Below are 18,834 nucleotides of genomic sequence, written 5' to 3' on the forward strand. Positions count from 1 at the left end.
CTTTCAGCTGTGGTGCTCGTGGCTGTGGCGCATGCGCGGGGGCAGGGGCGGCCAACCATGGTCCTGGATGAGCAGCCACGCTGCCCGGCATAAGATCGGCCCGAACAATCCCGCCGCCATCAGCGCCGGGGCGAAGAGCAGGAAATGCGAGCCGTTCCAGGAGCCCAGCCGCAGCATCATGCCCTTGGCGAGCCCGATGCAGATGGTGTTGCCGAGATAGATGGCAAAGCTGGCCCGCCCGAGGACGAGCAGCGCGGCGCGCGCCCTCTGCGCCCGCAAGGCCCGCATCGCGCCATGCAGGGCCGGCATCGAGATCACACCGAGCGGCAGCATGTAGAAAGGCTGCGGCCAGTCCTGCCCCCATAGCGCGACGACACTCAGCCCCGCCAGCAGGCAGAGCAAAGCCGGCCGCCAGAGGCGGGTGAGGCAGCGCTCCCAGCTCGCCCGGGCAAACCCCGCCAGCGCCCCCAGCAGAAAGAACGGCGCGTAGCCGGTCAGCCGGTCGGCATAGAGATAGCCCGGCACCGGCAGCCAATAGGCCAGCAGCGCCAGCGCCAGCAGATTCGCCAGCCGTTCGATCTGCCCATCCAGCGCCCAGCGCGTCGCCAGCACCAGCACGAACAGGACGAACAGATACCACACACTCAGCGCTGGGCTGGCCTCGGTCTGCCAGAACAGCCCGGTCAGCCCGGCGGTGAGGCTGGGTGGCGTATTGTCCACGGCGATGAAGCGCGCCGCCACCAGCTTGCCGGCGAGAATGAGCAGCCCCAGCGCGAAAAACGGCAGCAGCAAACGTTGCGCGCGCTCCTGCAACGCCGCGCCAAAGCCCGCCCGCCCGCGCACGAGAAAGCCCGAGGCCGCCGCCACGAAGCCGCTCAGATACAGGAAGAACGGCATATGAAACGCATAGATCGCGCGGCGCAGCGGCTCGTACCATTGCACCTGGGCGGGGTCCTGGCGCGCCACGATATGGCCGAACACCACCAGGGTGATGGCGAGGCCCTTGGCCATGTCGATATCCTGGCGGCGTGCGGAAATCTCAGCGTTCATTTGTTTTGTTATTAACATTATTCCACTTAGAGTGGTATCAGAAACCGTGTCGCGTGATCTCGCATCCTGGTTGTGCCTGGTTCTGCTCTGCTGGCCCGCCGGCGCCGGCGCGCAGATGCTGGATGATCTGTTGCCCGTCACCATCCCCGGCTTTGCGCCGGGTGCGCCCGCTCTCACCCCCCGGCAGGGGCGGGCGCTTGGCGCCACCGGCTGGCGGTTCGGCACGCTCAGCCTCAGCCCCACATTGAGTGCCACCAGCGGGTATGACAGCGCGCCGAATGGTGCCGCCGGCTCGATGCTGGTGCAGCTTTCGCCCAGCCTGGCGGTGAGCGACCCGGTGGCGGGGTTCGGCGCCTATGCGCTGGTCAGCCCCAGCCTTTATCCGCAGGACCAGCCGCAATCCTCCACCATGGCGGCGCTGGCGGTGGGGCAGGGCTTCACCATGGCGCGCCAGACCCTTACCCTGGCGGGTGGCTTCGTGCGGGGGGCGGAGACCGGCTTTGCCATCGGGGCCGGCAGCCTCGCCCGCCCACTGCCCTTCACCTTGTCACAGATCCGGCTGAACGATGCCATCACCCAGGCGGCGCTGACCATCACCCCGGAACTCTCCGCCAGCCTGCTGCGCTTCCCCGACGCCCCGGCGCAGGACCGCAGCGACCTGCGCCCGGCCTTGCGGCTTGCCTATAATGACGGCGCGCCGGTGAGCTATTTGCTGGCGCTGCGCGGGGATCTCTCGGATGGGCGGATCGTGGCGCAGGATGCCACCAATCTCGCCCTGCTCGGCGGGGTGCGTGAGCAGGCGAGCGGGCTCTGGTCGGTCTCGGTGCTGGCCGGCGGGGCCGGGCGGCTGCCGCGCCAGGGGCCGGCACTGCTCACCCCGGCGCTGGAAATCCGCCTGGATTGGGCGCCCGACCGGCTCGACGAGCTGCGGCTGAATCTGGTCCGCGAGCTGGACGACCCGGACCGGGTCAGCGCGCTGCCCTACACGCTCAGCGCCGCCAAATTCACCCTGCTGCGCGCCGGGCTGCAACAGCTCTCGTTCAAGGCGCAAGGGGAGGTCTCGCAGGCCGATTATCTGCATGGGGATCTGCGGGAAACCCTGGTCAATCTCGGCGCCACGGTCGCCTGGCAACTCAGCCCCTTCCTCGCGCTGGAGCTGCGCTATGGCTTCAATGACCGGCAATCGCCCCAGCTTGGCGCCGCCAATGAGCATGTGATGACGATGGGGGTGAGCTGGACGCCATGAAACGCTTCGGGCTGCGCTTTGCGACAGGGGATATGAGGATGACCGCCACCGCCATTCTGGCCCAGGCGGAGGCGGCGGATTTCAGATACGTCGTCACCCCGAATGTCGATCATCTGGAACGGCTGCGCCGCCAGCCGGGGCTGCGGCCGCTCTACCAGGAGGCCTGGCTCTGTTTGTTCGATTCGCGCTGCCTCGCCCGGCTGCTCGGGCTGTTTGGCCGCGCCACCCCGCCAGTGGTCACCGGCGCGGACCTCACCGCGGATCTGCTGCCGCGCCTGGCGGGGATGCGGGTTGCGGTGATCGGCATGGCGGATGCTGATTTCGCAGCGCTACGATTACGCTACCCGGCAATCCTGTTTCACCGCCACGCGCCGCCGATGGGGCTGCTCACCAATCTCGCCGCGCAGGAGGATGTGCTGGATTTCCTGCGCCAGCTGCAACCGCGGGTCAGCTTCTTCGCGGTCGGCTCGCCGGTGCAGGAGATCCTCGCCCACCGGCTCTGGCGCGAGGGCGGGGGCAGCGGGGTGGGGCTGTGCATCGGCACGGCGCTCGCCTTTGCCGCCGGCACGGCGCGGCGCGCCCCGCTCTGGATGCGCCGGGCCGGGCTGGAATGGCTGCATCGGCTCATCCGGGAGCCGCGCCGGCTGGCACGGCGCTATCTGCTGGCTGGGCCGCGTTTGCTGCTGGCTTTGGGGCTGGCTGAAATTCGGTCTGGCCATCGCGCGCGAGAGGGCGGATAACAACGCATCCCTCAAGCCTCCAGCAGGAGACCGGATTTGGAGTCACTTCCTCCCGAAAAGCGCCGGGGCGGCGAAGATTCGCTCTGGGCCGTGGTCGCCGTGATCGGCCGGGTGATCCGCATCGCCGAGATCTTCCCCAACCGGGCGCAGGCCTTGCGCGATCAGGCGTGGCGCGAAGCCCAGGTGCGCGCTTATGCGAGCTTCCTTGAAAGAACCGACCAGCCAGCCCCACGTTACATGATAAGGCCGATCCGCCGCACGGATCTGCCCCGCCGGTGGAAACCTCTCCCGGCCCTCGGGTTTTTGCATGGGAATTGGTGATGGCCACAACACGGATTGAACATGACGCGCTGGGCGACGTGGCGGTGCAAGCCGACCGGCTCTGGGGCGCGCAGACCGAGCGCAGCCTGGAGAATTTCAAGATCGGCCGGTCGCGTTATGTGTGGGGGCGCGAGGTCATTCGCGGCTTTGGCATTCTGAAGAAAGCCTGCGCGCTGGCCAACCAGGCACTGGGGCAGCTGCCGGAGGAAAAGGCGCAGCTGATCGTGCAGGCGGCGCAGGAGGTGATCGACGGCAAATGGGATGAGGAATTCCCGCTTGTGGTGTTCCAGACCGGCTCCGGCACCCAGAGCAACATGAATGCCAATGAGGTGATCTCCAACCGCGCCATTCAGATTGCCGGCGGGGTGGTCGGCAGCAAAAAGCCGATCCACCCGAATGATGATGTCAATCACAGCCAGTCCTCCAACGACACTTTCCCGACCGTGATGCATATCGCCGCGGTGGAGGCCACCAAGGCGAAGCTGTTGCCGGCCATCGCCCGGCTCTCGGATGTCTTCCGCGCCAAGGCGCTGGCTTATGGCGATGTGGTGATGACCGGGCGCACCCATCTGCAGGATGCCACCCCGGTGACGCTGGGCCAGGTGATTTCCGGCTGGCAGGCGCAGCTGGATCAGGCCGCGGAGGGGATCGATCTCTCGCTGGCCGGGCTGTATGAGCTGGCGGTGGGCGGCACCGCGGTGGGCACCGGGCTGAACGCGCATCCGAATTTCGGCGCCACGGCGGCCGCGTTTATTGCCGAGGAAACCGGCCACCCCTTCATCACCGCGCCCAACAAATTCGCGGCCCTGTCCGCGCATGACGCGCTGGTGGCAGCCTCCGGCGCGGTGCGGGTGCTGGCGGGGGCGGCGATGAAGATTGCCAATGATGTGCGCTGGTATGCCTCCGGCCCGCGCACCGGCATCGGCGAACTGCTGATCCCGGAAAACGAGCCCGGCTCCTCGATCATGCCCGGCAAGATCAACCCGACCCAGTGCGAGGCGCTGACCATGGTGGCGGTGCAGGTGTTCGGCAACGACCATGCCGTGGCTTTTGGCGGCTCGCAGGGGAATTTCCAGCTCAATGTCTATAAGCCGGTGATGCTCAGCAATCATCTCGACAGCGTGAATTTGCTGGCCGACGCGCTGGAGAGTTTTTGCGCCCATTGCGCCGAAGGCATCGAACCGGCGCGGGGTAAAATTGCGGAGAATTTGGCTGCCAATCTGATGCTGGTGACGGCTTTGAACCCGCATATCGGCTACTCGAAATCGGCTGAGATCGCGCTGAAGGCGCATCGGGAAGGGCTGACCTTGCGTGAGGCCGCCCTGGCCAGCGGAGCGCTGAGCGGCGCGCAGTTCGATGAATGGGTGAAACCCCAGGCGATGACCGCACCGCTGAGCGTTTAGAACAACATGACCCTGACTGGACCCAGTCAGGGTCATGTTGCTTGCCAAAACACAGAGCTAGAGCGCGCTGAGCGTTTACGGTCAGCCTGAAAGCGCTCTAAGCGCGAATTTTGCGGCGCGCGGGCGAGATGTGCTAGCAACCTTGCCCTGACCAATCGAGGATATTTGCTTATGGATGGCGGTGCCGATTCACGCCGGATCACGATCTACAAACCGGAGGATTTCGCGCCGATGCGCGCGGCGGGCAAGCTCGCCGCCGAGACGCTGGATATGATCACCGAACATGTCGCCCCCGGTGTCACCACCGAGCATCTGAACACGCTGTGCCATGAGTTCATCCTCGCCCATAATGCGGTGCCGGCGCCGTTGAATTATCGCGGCTATCCGAAATCCATCTGCACCTCGATCAATCATGTCGTCTGTCACGGCATTCCGGGCGACCGGAAGCTGCTGGACGGGGATGTGCTGAATATCGACGTGACGGTGATCCTGGATGGCTGGTACGGCGATTCCAGCCGGATGTATGTGGCCGGCAATGCCAATACCCGCGCCAAACGCTTGATCGACGTGACCTATGAGGCGCTGATGCGCGGCATCGCGGCGGTGAAGCCGGGCGCGACCTTTGGCGATATCGGCTATGTGATCCAGCAATATGTCGAGGCGCAGCGTTTCTCGGTGGTGCGGGATTTCTGCGGCCATGGCATTGGCCAGCGCTTCCACGAGCCGCCGAATGTGCTGCATTTCGGCAAGCGCGGGGAAGGGGCGGTGCTGAAGCCGGGCATGTTCTTTACCATCGAGCCGATGGTGAATATCGGCCGCCCGGATGTGAAGATCCTGGATGATGGCTGGACGGCGGTGACGCGCGACCGCTCGCTTTCGGCGCAGTTCGAACACATGATCGGCGTCACCGAAACCGGCGCCGAAATCTTCACGGTCTCGCCAAAAGGCTACACCCGCCCGCCCTACGAGGCCTAAAAGAGCAAAAGTTTTTGGGGGGCGGAGGCGCCCAAGGTTCCAACGTCGCGCAGCGGCGTTGGAATGGCGCCGGAGGGGTGGGGGTGTTTTTCCAAAAACACCCCCACCTCTTACCCCTCAACCATTCGGATCAATCCACCCAACATGGCCATCCCCGCGTCGATAAACGACGTTGAGCCCGCCAGTCTTGGAATTGCGGAACATCATCACCGGCTGAAAGGCCAGATCCATCTTCATCACCGCATCGCGCACGGTCAGCGTCTCGATGGTGGTGGTGTCCTCGGCGATGACGGTGGCGTGCAGCTCCATCTGCACCGCCTCATGGCCGTTGGGGGGCGCCTCATGCTCCTCCTCCTCGTCCGGCTCATGCGCCAGCACATAGGCGCGGGCCATTTCCGGCTTGATCTTGCCGAGGTCGCGCTGATGCGCGGAGACCCGGCGCCGGTAGCGGCGCAGCCGCTTGGCGATATGCTCGGCCGCGTCCTCAAAGGCGGCGCGCGCATCCGCCGCCTCGCCCTCGCCGCGCACCGTGATGCCGCGGCCGGCATGAAGGTTGATGTCGCAAGTAAAGAAACTTCGGGCCTTGCTGAAGGTCACCTGTGCCTCAAGCGCGTGATCGAAATATTTGGCGGTAATCGTGCCGAGTTGCTTGTCCACATGCACACGCAAAGCGTCGGACAGTTCAACTTGCTTGCCAGAGACCGTTAACTGCATGGTCTTCTCCCGAACACAAACCGGCTCTGATTTCAGGCTGCCTGACGCCACTCTTTCGCGTCAGGACTAGGCGGGCATTTTCTCCCGCTTACGCTGCGCCGAGCCGGGAATACGCAGCGCTTCCCTGTATTTGGCCACGGTCCTCCGTGCTATGTCTATGCCTTCTTTCTGTAATATTGATGCGATGGCGTCATCCGACAAAATATTTTTCGGACTCTCCTGGCCGATGATCTGCGCAACTCGATAACGAACGGTTTCCGCCGAGTGGGTTTCTCCATTCGCCCCCGCCAAAGCGGTGGTGAAAAAGAATTTCAGCTCGAAAATCCCGCGCGGGGTGGCGATGGATTTGTTGGAGGTGACGCGCGAGACGGTGCTTTCATGCAACCCCAGCTCCACGGCGATGTCGCGCAGGGTCAAGGGGCGCAGATGCGAGATGCCGTGATGGAAAAACCCGTCCTGCCGGCGCACGATCTCGGCGGCGACGCGCAGGATGGTCTGGGCGCGGGATTCCAGCGCCTTCACCAGCCAAGTCGCCCCTTGCAACTGCTCGGAGAGGAAGCTCTTGGTCTCCTTGTTGGCGGAGGCCAGGATGCGGGCATGAAAGCCGCGGCGGATGAGCAGGCGCGGCATCGTCTCCGGGTTGATTTCCAGCAGCCAGTCGCTGCCCTCCTCGTCGCGTACCGGGGCGGGGCGCATCAGCACGTCGGGGATCAGCGGGCGCAGCGGCTCGGACTCAAAGCGCGCGCCGGGTTTGGGGTCGAGGCGCTTCAGCTCGGCCACCATATCGGCGAGATCCGCCGCATCCACACCGCACAGCTCCTGCAGCGCGCGCATCTCACGCTTTGCCAGCAGCGGCAGATGATCGAGCAGCGCCTGCATCGCCGGGTCCAGCCGGTTCAGCTCGGCCAGCTGTGCCGCGAGACATTCCGCCAGGCTGGTGGCGAAGACGCCGACCGGGTCGAAATGCATCATCACGGTGCGCACCGCTTCGAACCGGGACAGCTCCACCCCCAGCGCGCCGGCCAGAGCCTCCGGCGTGTCGCCCAGCCGGCCAGCGGGATCGAGGGTCGCGATCATCATGCTGGCGATCAGCCGCTCCTCGCGGCCAGCGAAGGCCAGACGCGCCTGCTGCTCAAGATGTTCGCGCAGACAAAGGCGCTGAGCCCCCAGCGCGTCGATGGCGTTCCAGTCCTCATCGCCATCGCCACCCAGGCGGCTGGCGCTATAGCCATCGGCGTTTGTGCCTGCGTCATAGACATTGCTGCTATCCATATCCAGCGGCGCCGATCCCGCTTCAGGCAGCATTCCGGCCAGTGTCAGGCTTGCTGTATCTTCGGGCAAATCGGCCGCTTGCGCTGCGGTGGGGGGCTCCAAGGCGGTGACCGTCTCGCCGCCATCATCTTGCTCAAGTAGCGGATTTTTAAGGAGTTCTTCCTCGATATAGGCGCTGACCTCGAGGTTGGTGAACTGCAGCAGCTGGATCGCCTGGCGCAATTGCGGGGTCATCACCAGCGACTGAGACTGGCGTAAATCCAACCGCGGCGCGAAGGACGGAGCAAAAGCCATGCCAGAAACCTAGCGCGGTTTTCATCTTTGTCAAAGGGCGTTTGGCGCGAAACCTGCATGGTGCCGCGCAGCATTTCGGCGCGGCGGATTTGGCGCATGAAAAAGAGGGCCTGCGCCCCCTTTAAGCCAGCCTACAGGCTGAATTTCTCGCCAAGATAGACCCGCCGCACATCCTCATGCGCCACCACCTGGTCGGGCGTGCCTTCCATCAGCACCTGGCCGTCATAGAGAATATAAGCGCGGTCGATGATCTCCAGCGTCTCGCGGACATTATGGTCGGTGATCAGCACGCCCAGGCCACGATGCTTCAGATGCGCGACCAGATCGCGGATCTCGCCCACCGCGATCGGGTCGATGCCGGCCAGCGGCTCATCGAGCAGGATATAGCTGGGGCCGGTGGCCAAAGCGCGGGCGATTTCCACGCGCCGGCGCTCACCGCCGGAGAGGGCCAGCGCCGGGGTGCGGCGCAGATGCGAGATGGAGAACTCCGCCAGCAGCTCGGTCAGCATCTCCTCGCGCTTGTCGGCATCCTGCTCGACCATGTCGAGCGCGGCCATGATGTTCTGCTCGACATTCAGCCCGCGGAACACGCTGGCCTCCTGCGGCAGATAGCCGATGCCAAGGCGGGCGCGGCGATACATCGGCAGCCCGCCGATCTCGGCGCCATCCAGCGAGATGGTGCCGCTATCCGGGCCGATCAGCCCGACGATCATGTAGAAAGTGGTGGTCTTGCCCGCACCGTTGGGGCCGAGCAGCCCCACCGCCTCGCCGCGTTTCACCGACAGCGAGACATTGCGTACCACCGGGCGTTTCTTGAAGCGCTTGCCGAGGCCCTGCGCCACCAGCCCGGTTTGCTCGCCCAGCGGGCCGGTTTGGCTCATCAAAGCCGTGTCGATCGTCATGCTCATTTGGTCTTGCCGGAATTGGGTAGCACCACGCCGGAGACATGCCCGCCCGGGCCGGCCAGCAAGGTGGCCACGCCGGTCTTCATGTTCACCAGGGCGTCCGCGCCCTCCAGCTCGTTCGGCCCATGGATGATATGCACATTGCCGCCCAGCCGCGCCTGCCCGGTGGGGGGCAGATAAATGCCGCGATCGCCGGTGGCGGTATCGGTGGTGGTCTTGATCACCACATGTCCGAACGCTTCCACCTTCTGCAGATTGCCGGCCTGGCCCAGCGCATCGGGGCTGCTCGCTGCGACGGGTTTGGTGCCCGGCTTCGCGTTATCCGCCTGCGCCGCGAAATAGCCGACAATGACATCAGCGGCGATGGAGCGACCGTCATCGGCGACGATCAGCGCGTTGCCGCGCGCAATCGCCTTATGCTCGCCGGCGTAATATTCGATCGAATCCTTGGCGGTGACGGTGTCGTGCTGGGTGGTCAGTTTCAGATGCTGGCCAGTGAGCACCAGCACCTGCTGGGCCATGGAATAAACCGCGTGATCGCCCCAGGCATTATCGGTGGGGGTATAGATATGGACGTTGCCAATTGCATCCAGCTCGGTCAGCTGGGCATTGCCCTGGTCCAGCCCGTCGGTGCCGCCATTGGCGCTGGTGGGCTGGGAAGCGGCGGCGGCTTGCGCTGGCGTGCCGGCCGGCGCAGTGGTGCCGCTCGCGGCCTTTTTCACATAATGCGCCACCAGCTGGTCGGCGGTGACGGTGACATCCCCGCGCACCGCCTTGGCATCGCCATTGGCGGTGACGGTCTGCGCATCCTGCGACCAGGTGATACCCTGCTGGGCGGTGATCTGAATCGGCACCGGCGCTGCCCCGGGTTGGCCACCCAGATTCAAATCCTGCGCATGGGCCGGCGCGGCGGCGAGGGCCGCGGCCGGCAGGAGATAAATGAATTTCATTGAACCTGTGTGAGTGTCAGCGTCGCGGGACCATTGAAGGTGATTTTGCTGCCTCGCCCGGTCAAGGTAAAGCCCTTCTGCGCGTTCAGCGTGCCGAAAGGCCCGGTCACCTGCACCGGATCGGTGCTGGTTGCATCGCCGGCGTGCAGATCGATGGCGCTGCGCTGGGTGGTCACCACGGTACCGTCATTGCGATACAACGTCACACCGCCGCCCAGCTCCAGCCTGTCGCTTTTCTGGTGATAATCACCATTCGCCGATTTCAGCGACAGCCAGGAGCCGGATTTCAAGGTGATGTCCCCCTGCGGCGCGACGAGGGCGACATTATCGTCGCCCTGCTGCACGGCGCTGCTGGCGGTGACGGTGTAAGGCTGGCCCTGCTGGTCGCGGCCATGATAGGTCGCGCCTTGCATACGCGAGGCCTGGGTGCTGGCGCCGGCGGTCACATGATACGTGACGCGGTTGGCGCTGGAATGCCAGGAGGGCGCCAAGGCCAGCGCCACCAGCAACAGCAGAGCCGCCGCCGGCAAGGCGCGTTTGAGCAGCGTCACCCGCAGGCTGCGCTTGGTCAGTTTATCGGCGGCCGGTTGGCGCTGCCGGCGGATTTCATCCAGCACGGAATTGCGGGGCGCCTGCGGAATGTGATTCATGCGGTCTCCTTGCGCGAAGGAACCATGAAAACCATAAAGCGAGCCATGTCTCGATCCTGCCGCTCAAATAAGGCGGGAGCGGGGCAAATCTGCGCCCCGGCGATGCCCTTTGGCAAGGGCGTCGTGCATGCGTCGCCGCGAGGCCCGAAAATCGATCTCATTCTCTACGGTATGAACAGCGTCTCAACACCGGTCAACACGCGTTACGCAACTCTGTGTAACCTAACGTTAATGGCTGAAGAGATCGGGCTCCTGATAGCCCAGCAGGTCCAGCTGGGCCCGCGTCGGCAGGAAGCGATAGGCCGATTCGGCGAGGGCGAGGCGATTTTCGCGGACCAGCAGCGCGCGCAGCTTCTCCCAGATCAGGTGCAGATACAGCACGTCCGAGGCGGCATAGGTGAGCTGCTCGGCGGTCAGGCTGGTACTCCCCCAATCGCTGCTCTGCTGCTGCTTGGAAATATCCACCCCGGCGAGGTCCCGGCACAGCTCCTTCAGCCCATGCCGGTCGGTATAGGTGCGGACCAGCTTGGAGGCGATCTTGGTGCAGATCACCGGGGCGGTGAGCACGCCAAACGCATTATAAAGGGCAGCGATATCGAACCGCCCGTAATGGAACAGCTTGGTGACCTCAGGATCGGCCAGCAAGGCTTTGAGATTGGGGCAATTCGCGCCTTGGCCGCCGAGCGATTCGGGGATGATCTGCACCAGATGCGCAATGCCGTCCCCGGCGCACAGCTGCACCAGGCAGAGTCGGTCGCGATGCGGGTTGAGCCCCATCGTCTCGGTATCGACGGCGACGAGCGGGCCGAGCGACAACCCGGCCGGCAGATCATGCTGGTGAAGCTGAATGCTGCTCGTCATCGTCTTAACTTTGGTTTTCAATGTTTTGGAAAAACAGGAAAAAATGGTGCCCAGGAGAGGACTCGAACCTCCACGCCCTTGCGAGCGCTAGCACCTGAAGCTAGTGCGTCTACCAATTCCGCCACCTGGGCTTGACCATTTTTTCAGGCTCGCTTCGCTTTCGTTCAGCTTGCCGTCCCGACACCGTGGCGTCGTGGGACGGGCGTTTAACTGTCCCGTCACATCACGTCAACTCGACTTGAGAGATTTTTTTCAAGCCTTACATTTGCAAGCAACTCAACAAGGGGGATTTCATGGGCGCGGCGCACGGAATTGCTACGGTTTTCGGGGCTTCAGGCTTTTTGGGCCGGCATATTGTGCAACGCCTGGCCGAGGCCGGGTACCGGGTGCGGGCGGCGGTGCGCGATGTTGAAGGCGCGAAATTCCTGAAACCGATGGGCGATGTCGGCCAGGTGGTGCCGCTTTACGCGCCAGTGAGTGACGAGGCCGCCTGCATGCGGGCGATCGAGGGCGCGCAGATCGTCATCAATCTCGCTGGCATATTGGCCGAATCGCGGACGGGCGATTTTGGCCGCACCCATGCGCAAGGGGCCGGGCGGGTGGCGCGGCTGGCTTATGCGGCCGGGGCGCGGCTGGTGCATGTCTCGGCCATCGGGGCGAATCCGGCCAGCGCTTCCTCTTATGCGCGCAGCAAGGGCGAGGGTGAGCAGGCGGTGCGCGCCGCGCATCCGCGCGCGGCGATTTTGCGCCCTTCCATCGTGTTCGGGCCGCAGGATGAGTTCTTCAACCGCTTCGCCAAGATGGCGGTGGTCTCGCCGATCCTGCCGATCGTCTATGGGGAGACGAAATTCCAGCCGGTTTTTGTCGGCGATGTCGCGGATGCGGCGATGCTCGCCCTCTACCCCCAGGCCGAGGGGCAGATTTTCGAGCTGGGCGGGCCGGAGCAGAAGAGCTTCCGGGCGCTGATGCGCCAGATGCTGGATATCATCGACCGTGATTGCTGGATCTGGGACATGCCGGTGGGGCTGGCCCGGCTGATCGCCAGCCTGCCGATGGCCGGGCTGACCGGGGATCAGATCATTTTGCTCGCCAGCGATAATGTCGTCGCTCCCGGGGCGCTTGGGTTCGAGACGCTGGGCATCGCGCCCAAGCGGCTGGATCTGATCCTGCCTGGCTATCTGCAACGATATCGCGCCACAGGCCGCCGCCACGCTGATATTTTCAATTATTAGGTCCGAATAGATACCTAATATGAGAAAATTTCCCACGCGCCCTCGTGCTCTATGAAGGGTTTTTGCGAAATTAGGTATTAAACTGCGACCTAATTCAAAAAAACCCTTGGCGTTCCGCGAAAAACTTCGTTAAGGGTGTCTGCAACGCACGCTTCCAGGCGCGGCGCCGCTTGCGGTGTCGCGCTTTGTTGACGGGCGAACCCGACGACGATCCCAGACGAACGAGGCGAAACATGGCCGAGCGCATGCTGAAATTCATCAATCTGCCGCAGCAGACCCCGGAGAAACGTCCGGCCACGCTGCGCCGCGAGGATTTCAACGAGATTTACGACAAGTTCGTGCCGGAAAAAGCCGCCGAGCAGGCCAGCCGCTGCTCGCAATGCGGGATCCCGTTCTGCTCGGTGCATTGCCCGCTCTCCAATAATATCCCGGACTGGCTGAAGCTCACCGCCGAGGGGCGGCTTGAGGAAGCGTATGAGCTTTCCTCCGCAACCAACACATTTCCCGAGATTTGTGGCCGCATCTGCCCGCAGGACCGGCTGTGCGAGGGTAATTGCGTGATCGAAAAAGGCTTCGAATCGGTCACAATCGGCGCGGTCGAGCGCTATATCACCGATACCGCTTTCGAGAATGATTGGGTGAAGCCGATTTCCCCCATCGCCGAGCGGCCGCAGAGTGTCGGCATCATCGGTGCCGGACCGGCCGGGCTGGCGGCGGCGGAGCGGCTGCGCGCCCAGGGCTATCAGGTGACGGTGTATGACCGGCATGACCGCGTCGGCGGGCTGCTGATCTATGGCATTCCCGGCTTCAAGCTGGAGAAGGAGATCGTGCTGCGCCGCTGGAAATGGCTGGAAGAGGGCGGGGTGAAGTTCGTGCTCAATGCCGATATCGGCGGCGCGATCCCGTTCGCGCAGCTGCGTCAGGATCATGACGCGGTGCTGATCGCCACCGGCGTTTACAAGGCGCGCGAAATCGGCGGACCCGGTGCCGGCCTGCCCGGGATCGTCAAGGCGCTGGATTATCTGATCACCTCCAACCGCAAGAGCCTGGGCGATGCGGTGCCGGATTATGAGTCCGGCCTGCTGAACGCCGCCGGCAAGGATGTGGTGGTGATCGGCGGTGGCGATACCGCGATGGATTGCGTGCGCACCGCCATCCGCCAGGACGCCAAATCCGTCACCTGCTTGTATCGTCGCGACAAGCAGAACATGCCGGGCAGCTTGCGCGAGGTGAAGAACGCCGAAGAGGAAGGGGTCACCTTCACCTGGCTCTCCGCCCCGGAAGCCTTCCTGGGCGACGACAAGATCACCGGCGTGCGCGCCGTGCGCATGCATCTGGGCATGCCCGACGCCTCCGGCCGCCAGTCGGTCGAGCCGATCGAGGGTTCGTCCTTTACCGTTAAGGCGGATCTGGTGATCAAGGCGCTGGGTTATGACCCGGAAGAGCTGCCGGGCGCTTTCAATGAGCCGGCGCTGAAGCTCACCGGCTGGGGCACGCTGAAGGTCGATTCGAAGACTTTCGAAACCTCGCTGCCCGGCGTTTATGCCGCCGGTGACATTGTGCGTGGCGCCTCGCTGGTCGTCTGGGCCATTCGCGATGGCCGTGACGCCGCCGCCGCCATCCATCGTTCCATCCAAGCCGCACACATCGCGCAGGCCGCGGAGTAATCCCAAGATGAATCACGAAACCGCACCCGAATTCCTCGCCGCCTGGGACGCCAATGTTCAGGCCCTGGAGCACACCTATTCGCGCGACATGGAACATGATGCCTGCGGCGTCGGCCTTGTCGCCGCCTTGGATGGCAAGAAGCGCCGGGACATCGTGCAGGCCGGCATCGACGCGCTGAAGGCCGTCTGGCATCGCGGCGCCGTCGATGCCGATGGCAAGACCGGCGATGGCGCCGGCATCCACATCGAAATCCCGCAGGATTTCTTCGCCGACGAGGTCAAGCGCGGCGGCGACCGGCTGCATGGCGGGCCGATCGCGGTGGGCATGGTGTTCCTGCCCAAGACCGATCTCTCAGCCCAGGAGCGCTGCCGCCAGATCGTCGAGACCGAGATTCTGAGCTTCGGCTATCGCATCTATGGTTGGCGCCAGGTGCCGATCAATGTCGCCTGCATCGGCGAGAAGGCGAATGCCACCCGCCCCGAGATCGAGCAGATCATGCTCTGGAATGCCCGCGGCATTTCCGAGGATGAGTTCGAACGCGAGCTCTACATTATCCGCCGCAAGATCGAGAAGGCGGCGATCGAGGCGCAGGTGCCCGAGCTCTATCTCTGCTCGCTCTCCTGCCGCTCCATTGTCTATAAGGGTATGTTCCTGGCAGAGAGCCTGACGGAATTCTACCCGGATCTGCTGGATGAGCGCTTCGTCTCGCGCTTTGCCATCTATCACCAGCGCTATTCCACCAACACCTTCCCGACCTGGAAGCTGGCCCAGCCTTTCCGGATGCTGGCGCATAATGGCGAGATCAACACCGTCGCCGGCAATATCAACTGGATGAAGAGCCACGAAACCCGTCTGGGCGCCGAAGGGCTCGATGAATTCCTGGATTATGTGAAGCCGGTGGTGCAGGCGCATGGCTCCGACACGGCGGCGCTGGATAATGTGTTCGAGCTGCTGGTGCGCGCCGGGCGCGACGCGCCGATGGCCAAGGCGCTGATGATCCCGCCCTCGCTCAGTTCCGACGCGACGATGCCGCAGGCCCATAAGGATCTGTTCTCCTACTGCGCCGCGGTGATGGAGCCGTGGGACGGCCCGGCCGCCGTCTGCGCCACCGATGGCCGCTTCGTCATCGCCGGGCTCGACCGCAACGGGCTGCGTCCGCTGCGCTACTCGATCACCCGCCATAATATGCTGGTGGTCGGCTCCGAGACCGGCATGGTGAAGTTCGATGAGGAAGACATCATCGAGAAAGGCGCGGTCGGCCCCGGCCAGACCATCGCCGTCGATCTGCAGGACACCAAATTCTATCATGATGGCGAGCTGAAGGACATGCTGGCGGCGCGACAGGATTTCGCCGCCTGGACCAAGCGCATCACCGTCATCGACCATATCGTGAAGACCGACGCGCCGGAGCCGGTGCGCCTGGATGCGGAGGGCTTGCGCCGCCGCCAGCTCGCCGTCGGCTTCTCGTTGGAAGATATGGAGCTGATCCTGCACCCGATGGTGGAAACCGCGCAGGAGGCCATCGGCTCGATGGGCGATGACGCGCCGATCGCGGTGCTCTCCGACAAATATCGCGGCATGCATCATTTCTTCCGCCAGAGCTTCAGCCAGGTGACCAACCCGGCCATCGACAGCTTGCGCGAAACCCGGGTGATGTCGCTGAAAACCCGCCTGGGCAATCTCGGCAACGTGCTGGACGAGAATGAGGAGCAGTGCGACCTGCTGCAGCTGGAGAGCCCGGTGCTCTCCACCGCAGAGTTCGAGGCGATGCGCCGCACTATGGGCGATGCCGCCTGTGTGGTCGATGCCACCTTCAAGATCGCGAACGGGGAGGGTGGGTTGCGCCGCGCCCTGGAGCGCATCCGCCGCGAGGCCGAGGAAGGGGTGCGCGCCGGTTGCACACACGTGATCCTCACCGACGAGGCGATGAGCCCCGAGCGTGCGCCGATCCCGATGATCCTCGCCACCGGTGCGGTGCATACGCATCTGGTCCGCCAGTCCCTGCGGACCTTCACCTCGCTCAATGTCCGCTCCAGCGAATGCCTGGATGTGCATTATTTCGCGGTGCTGGTCGGTGTGGGGGCGACCTCGGTGAATGCCTATCTGGCGCAGGAATGCATTGCGGACCGCCATGCGCGCGGGCTGTTCGGCGCGCTCTCGCTGAAGGAATGCGTCGCCCGCTACAAGAAGGCGGTGGATAAGGGGCTGTTGAAGGTGATGTCCAAGATGGGCATTTCCGTCATCTCCTCCTATCGCGGCGGCTATAATTTCGAGGCCATCGGGCTGTCCCGCGCGCTGGTGGGTGAGTTCTTCCCCGGCATGCCCTCGCGCATTTCCGGCATCGGCCTGCCCGGCATCGCGCAGAAAGTGCTGGAGCTGCATGAGAAGGCGTGGAGCGGCAATGTGGTCACGCTCGATGTCGGCGGGCAATACCGCCTGCGCCGCTCCGGCGAGGCGCATGCCTTCGACAATAACGCCATCCATCTGCTGCAAACCGCCGTCGGCACCGGCTCCTACCGGATGTTCAAGAAATATTCGGAGATGGTGCGCAAGCAGAAGCCGGTGGCGCTGCGCGATTTGCTGGATTTCCGTACGGAAGGCCGGTCCGCGATTTCGGTGGACGAGGTGGAGAGCATCACCGAAATCCGCAAGCGGCTGCTGGCGCCTGGCATCTCGCTGGGCGCGCTGAGCCCCGAGGCGCATGAGACGCTGTCGATCGCGATGAACCGCATCGGCGCGCGCTCGGATTCCGGTGAGGGCGGCGAGGACCCGGCCCGCGCCGAGCCGCGCCCGAATGGCGATAATGCCTCCTCCGCGATCAAGCAGATCGCCTCGGGGCGCTTCGGCGTCACCGCGGAATATCTGAATGATTGCAAGGAGATCGAGATCAAGGTGGCGCAGGGTGCGAAGCCCGGCGAGGGCGGGCAGCTGCCCGGCTTCAAGGTCACTGGGCTGATCGCCAAGCTGCGCCATGCCACACCGGGGGTGACGCTGATCTCGCCGCCGCCGCATCACGATATCTACTCGATCGAGGATCTGGCGCAGCTGATCTATGACCTGAAGCAGATCAACCCGCGCGCCACGGTGTGCGTGAAGTTGGTGGCGCGCTCGGGCATCGGCACCATCGCCGCCGGTGTGGCGAAGGCGAAGGCGGATGCGATCCTGGTCTCCGGCCATGTCGGCGGCACCGGCGCCTCCCCGCAAAGCTCGGTGAAATATGCCGGCATGCCCTGGGAGATGGGGCTTTCGGAGGCGCATCAGGTGCTGATGCTCAACCGGCTGCGCCATCACGTGGTGCTGCGCACCGATGGCGGCCTGAAGACCGGCCGTGACGTCGTCATCGCCGCGATGCTGGGGGCGGAAGAGTTCGGCATCGGCACCGCCTCTCTGGTGGCGATGGGCTGCATCATGGTCCGCCAGTGCCATTCCAACACCTGCCCGGTCGGCGTCTGCACCCAGGATGAGGAGCTGCGCAAGAAGTTCGAGGGCACGCCGGAGAAGGTGATCAACCTGTTCTCCTTCGTGGCCGAGGAAGTGCGCGAAATCCTGGCCCAGCTCGGCTTCCGCAGCCTGCATGAGGTGATCGGCCGCACTGATCTCTTGCATCAGGTCTCGCGCGGCGCGGATTATCTGGACGATCTGGATCTCAACCCGATCCTGGCTCAGGCCGATCCCGGCCCCTATGCCCGCTTCTGCACCCGCGAGGGCCGCAACGAGGTGCCGGAGACGCTGGATGCGCAGATGATCAAGGATGCCGAGCCCTTCTTCAAGAGCGGCGAGAAGATGCAGTTGCAGTACAATATCCGCAACACCCATCGCGCCATCGGCACCAAGTTCAGCTCGCAGATCGTCGCCAAATACCGCAAGGTGAAGCTACAGCCAGACCACGTGACCGTGCGGCTGCGCGGCTCCGCCGGGCAAAGTCTTGGCGCCTTCGCGGTGAACGGGCTGAAGCTGGAAGTGGTGGGCGATGCCAATGACTATGTCGGCAAGGGTCTCTCCGGCGGCACCATCGTGGTGCGCACCGGCCCGTCCTCCAAGCTCAAGACCAACGAGAACACCATCATCGGCAATACCTGCCTCTATGGTGCCACCGGTGGCGCTCTGTTCGCGGCGGGTCTGGCGGGTGAGCGCTTCGCGGTGCGCAACTCCGGCGCCAATGCGGTGATTGAAGGTGCGGGCTCCAATGCCTGCGAATATATGACCGGCGGCACGGTGGTGATCCTGGGCGAGGTTGGCGACAATTTCGGCGCCGGCTTCACCGGCGGCGTGGCCTTTGTCTATGACCGTGCGAATATCTTCGAGAAGCGCATGAACAAGGAGACGCTGCACTGGCAGCGGGTGAATTCCAGCCACTGGGCCGGCGTGCTCAAGGGGCTGGTGGAGCGCCATGTCGCCGAGACGGAAAGCCGCTACGCCGCGACACTGCTGAATGACTGGGAGCGCGAGGCCCCACATTTCTGGCAGATCGTGCCGAAGGAGTTCGTGAAATATCTGGCGGCGCCGTTGGATGAGACGGAGCAGGCGCAGTCGGCGTGAAGTCGTGGGGGCTT

General features: G+C 64.2%; 15 protein-coding genes and 1 tRNA gene. 8 read left to right on the top strand and 8 right to left on the bottom strand.

Features of this window, described 5'->3' with window-relative positions; translation table 11 throughout:
- Positions 1-3: 3 nt before the first annotated feature.
- Complete coding sequence (locus tag T331_RS16855; RefSeq protein WP_051621959.1) at positions 4-1,050, bottom strand: acyltransferase family protein; 1,047 nt, start codon at positions 1,048-1,050, stop codon at positions 4-6.
- Positions 1,051-1,096: 46 nt separating this feature from the next.
- Between T331_RS16855 and T331_RS0100595 the strand changes: the two genes are divergently transcribed.
- The 5 genes from T331_RS0100595 (at position 1,097) to map (ending at position 5,735) form a co-directional block, all read left to right on the top strand.
- Positions 1,097-2,296 carry a porin family protein gene (locus T331_RS0100595; protein WP_162173867.1) on the top strand — a complete coding sequence of 400 codons (1,200 nt, stop codon included), beginning with the start codon at positions 1,097-1,099 and terminating at the stop codon, positions 2,294-2,296.
- A gap of 38 nt (positions 2,297-2,334) precedes the next feature.
- Positions 2,335-3,036, top strand: coding sequence for a WecB/TagA/CpsF family glycosyltransferase (locus T331_RS16860; protein ID WP_211248655.1), 702 nt, complete (start codon positions 2,335-2,337; stop codon positions 3,034-3,036).
- Between the two features lie 36 nt (positions 3,037-3,072).
- Complete coding sequence (locus T331_RS0100605) at positions 3,073-3,357, top strand: hypothetical protein (protein ID WP_051060181.1); 285 nt, start codon at positions 3,073-3,075, stop codon at positions 3,355-3,357.
- Positions 3,357-4,760 (top strand): class II fumarate hydratase, encoded by a 1,404-nt coding sequence (gene fumC / locus T331_RS0100610; protein WP_026438639.1) that lies wholly within the window; start codon positions 3,357-3,359, stop codon positions 4,758-4,760. Before T331_RS0100605 ends, fumC begins: the two co-directional genes overlap by 1 nt.
- Positions 4,761-4,931: 171 nt before the next feature.
- Positions 4,932-5,735 carry a type I methionyl aminopeptidase gene (map, locus tag T331_RS0100615; protein WP_008492878.1) on the top strand — a complete coding sequence of 268 codons (804 nt, stop codon included), beginning with the start codon at positions 4,932-4,934 and terminating at the stop codon, positions 5,733-5,735.
- 117 nt (positions 5,736-5,852) lie between these two features.
- Here the strand turns inward: map and hpf are convergent, their stop codons facing one another.
- From hpf to T331_RS0100655, 7 genes are all read right to left on the bottom strand, one after another.
- Positions 5,853-6,449 (bottom strand): ribosome hibernation-promoting factor, HPF/YfiA family, encoded by a 597-nt coding sequence (gene hpf / locus T331_RS0100620; RefSeq protein WP_026438640.1) that lies wholly within the window; start codon positions 6,447-6,449, stop codon positions 5,853-5,855.
- 66 nt (positions 6,450-6,515) lie between these two features.
- Positions 6,516-8,015 carry an RNA polymerase factor sigma-54 gene (gene rpoN / locus T331_RS0100625; RefSeq protein WP_035178689.1) on the bottom strand — a complete coding sequence of 500 codons (1,500 nt, stop codon included), beginning with the start codon at positions 8,013-8,015 and terminating at the stop codon, positions 6,516-6,518.
- A gap of 131 nt (positions 8,016-8,146) precedes the next feature.
- Positions 8,147-8,923: an LPS export ABC transporter ATP-binding protein gene (gene lptB / locus T331_RS0100635; RefSeq protein WP_008492881.1), complete on the bottom strand. Its 777-nt coding sequence runs from the start codon at positions 8,921-8,923 to the stop codon at positions 8,147-8,149.
- Positions 8,920-9,870: an LptA/OstA family protein gene (locus T331_RS0100640; RefSeq protein ID WP_026438642.1), complete on the bottom strand. Its 951-nt coding sequence runs from the start codon at positions 9,868-9,870 to the stop codon at positions 8,920-8,922. Before T331_RS0100640 ends, lptB begins: the two co-directional genes overlap by 4 nt.
- Complete coding sequence (gene lptC / locus T331_RS16865) at positions 9,867-10,520, bottom strand: LPS export ABC transporter periplasmic protein LptC (protein ID WP_008492883.1); 654 nt, start codon at positions 10,518-10,520, stop codon at positions 9,867-9,869. Before lptC ends, T331_RS0100640 begins: the two co-directional genes overlap by 4 nt.
- A gap of 228 nt (positions 10,521-10,748) precedes the next feature.
- Positions 10,749-11,381 carry a ribonuclease D gene (locus T331_RS0100650; protein ID WP_026438643.1) on the bottom strand — a complete coding sequence of 211 codons (633 nt, stop codon included), beginning with the start codon at positions 11,379-11,381 and terminating at the stop codon, positions 10,749-10,751.
- Positions 11,382-11,425: 44 nt separating this feature from the next.
- Positions 11,426-11,512 (bottom strand) — tRNA-Leu (locus tag T331_RS0100655).
- A 162-nt stretch (positions 11,513-11,674) separates the two neighbouring features.
- Between T331_RS0100655 and T331_RS0100660 the strand changes: the two genes are divergently transcribed.
- The 3 genes from T331_RS0100660 (at position 11,675) to gltB (ending at position 18,820) form a co-directional block, all read left to right on the top strand.
- Positions 11,675-12,613 carry a complex I NDUFA9 subunit family protein gene (locus T331_RS0100660; RefSeq protein ID WP_026438644.1) on the top strand — a complete coding sequence of 313 codons (939 nt, stop codon included), beginning with the start codon at positions 11,675-11,677 and terminating at the stop codon, positions 12,611-12,613.
- A 233-nt stretch (positions 12,614-12,846) separates the two neighbouring features.
- Positions 12,847-14,280, top strand: coding sequence for an NAD(P)-dependent oxidoreductase (locus T331_RS0100665; RefSeq protein WP_008492887.1), 1,434 nt, complete (start codon positions 12,847-12,849; stop codon positions 14,278-14,280).
- Between the two features lie 7 nt (positions 14,281-14,287).
- Positions 14,288-18,820 (top strand): glutamate synthase large subunit, encoded by a 4,533-nt coding sequence (gene gltB / locus T331_RS0100670; protein WP_026438645.1) that lies wholly within the window; start codon positions 14,288-14,290, stop codon positions 18,818-18,820.
- Positions 18,821-18,834 lie beyond the last annotated feature (14 nt).

It is taken from the genome of Acidocella facilis ATCC 35904 (genome assembly GCF_000687875.1).
In the GTDB taxonomy this organism is placed as follows: Bacteria; Pseudomonadota; Alphaproteobacteria; order Acetobacterales; family Acetobacteraceae; genus Acidocella; species Acidocella facilis.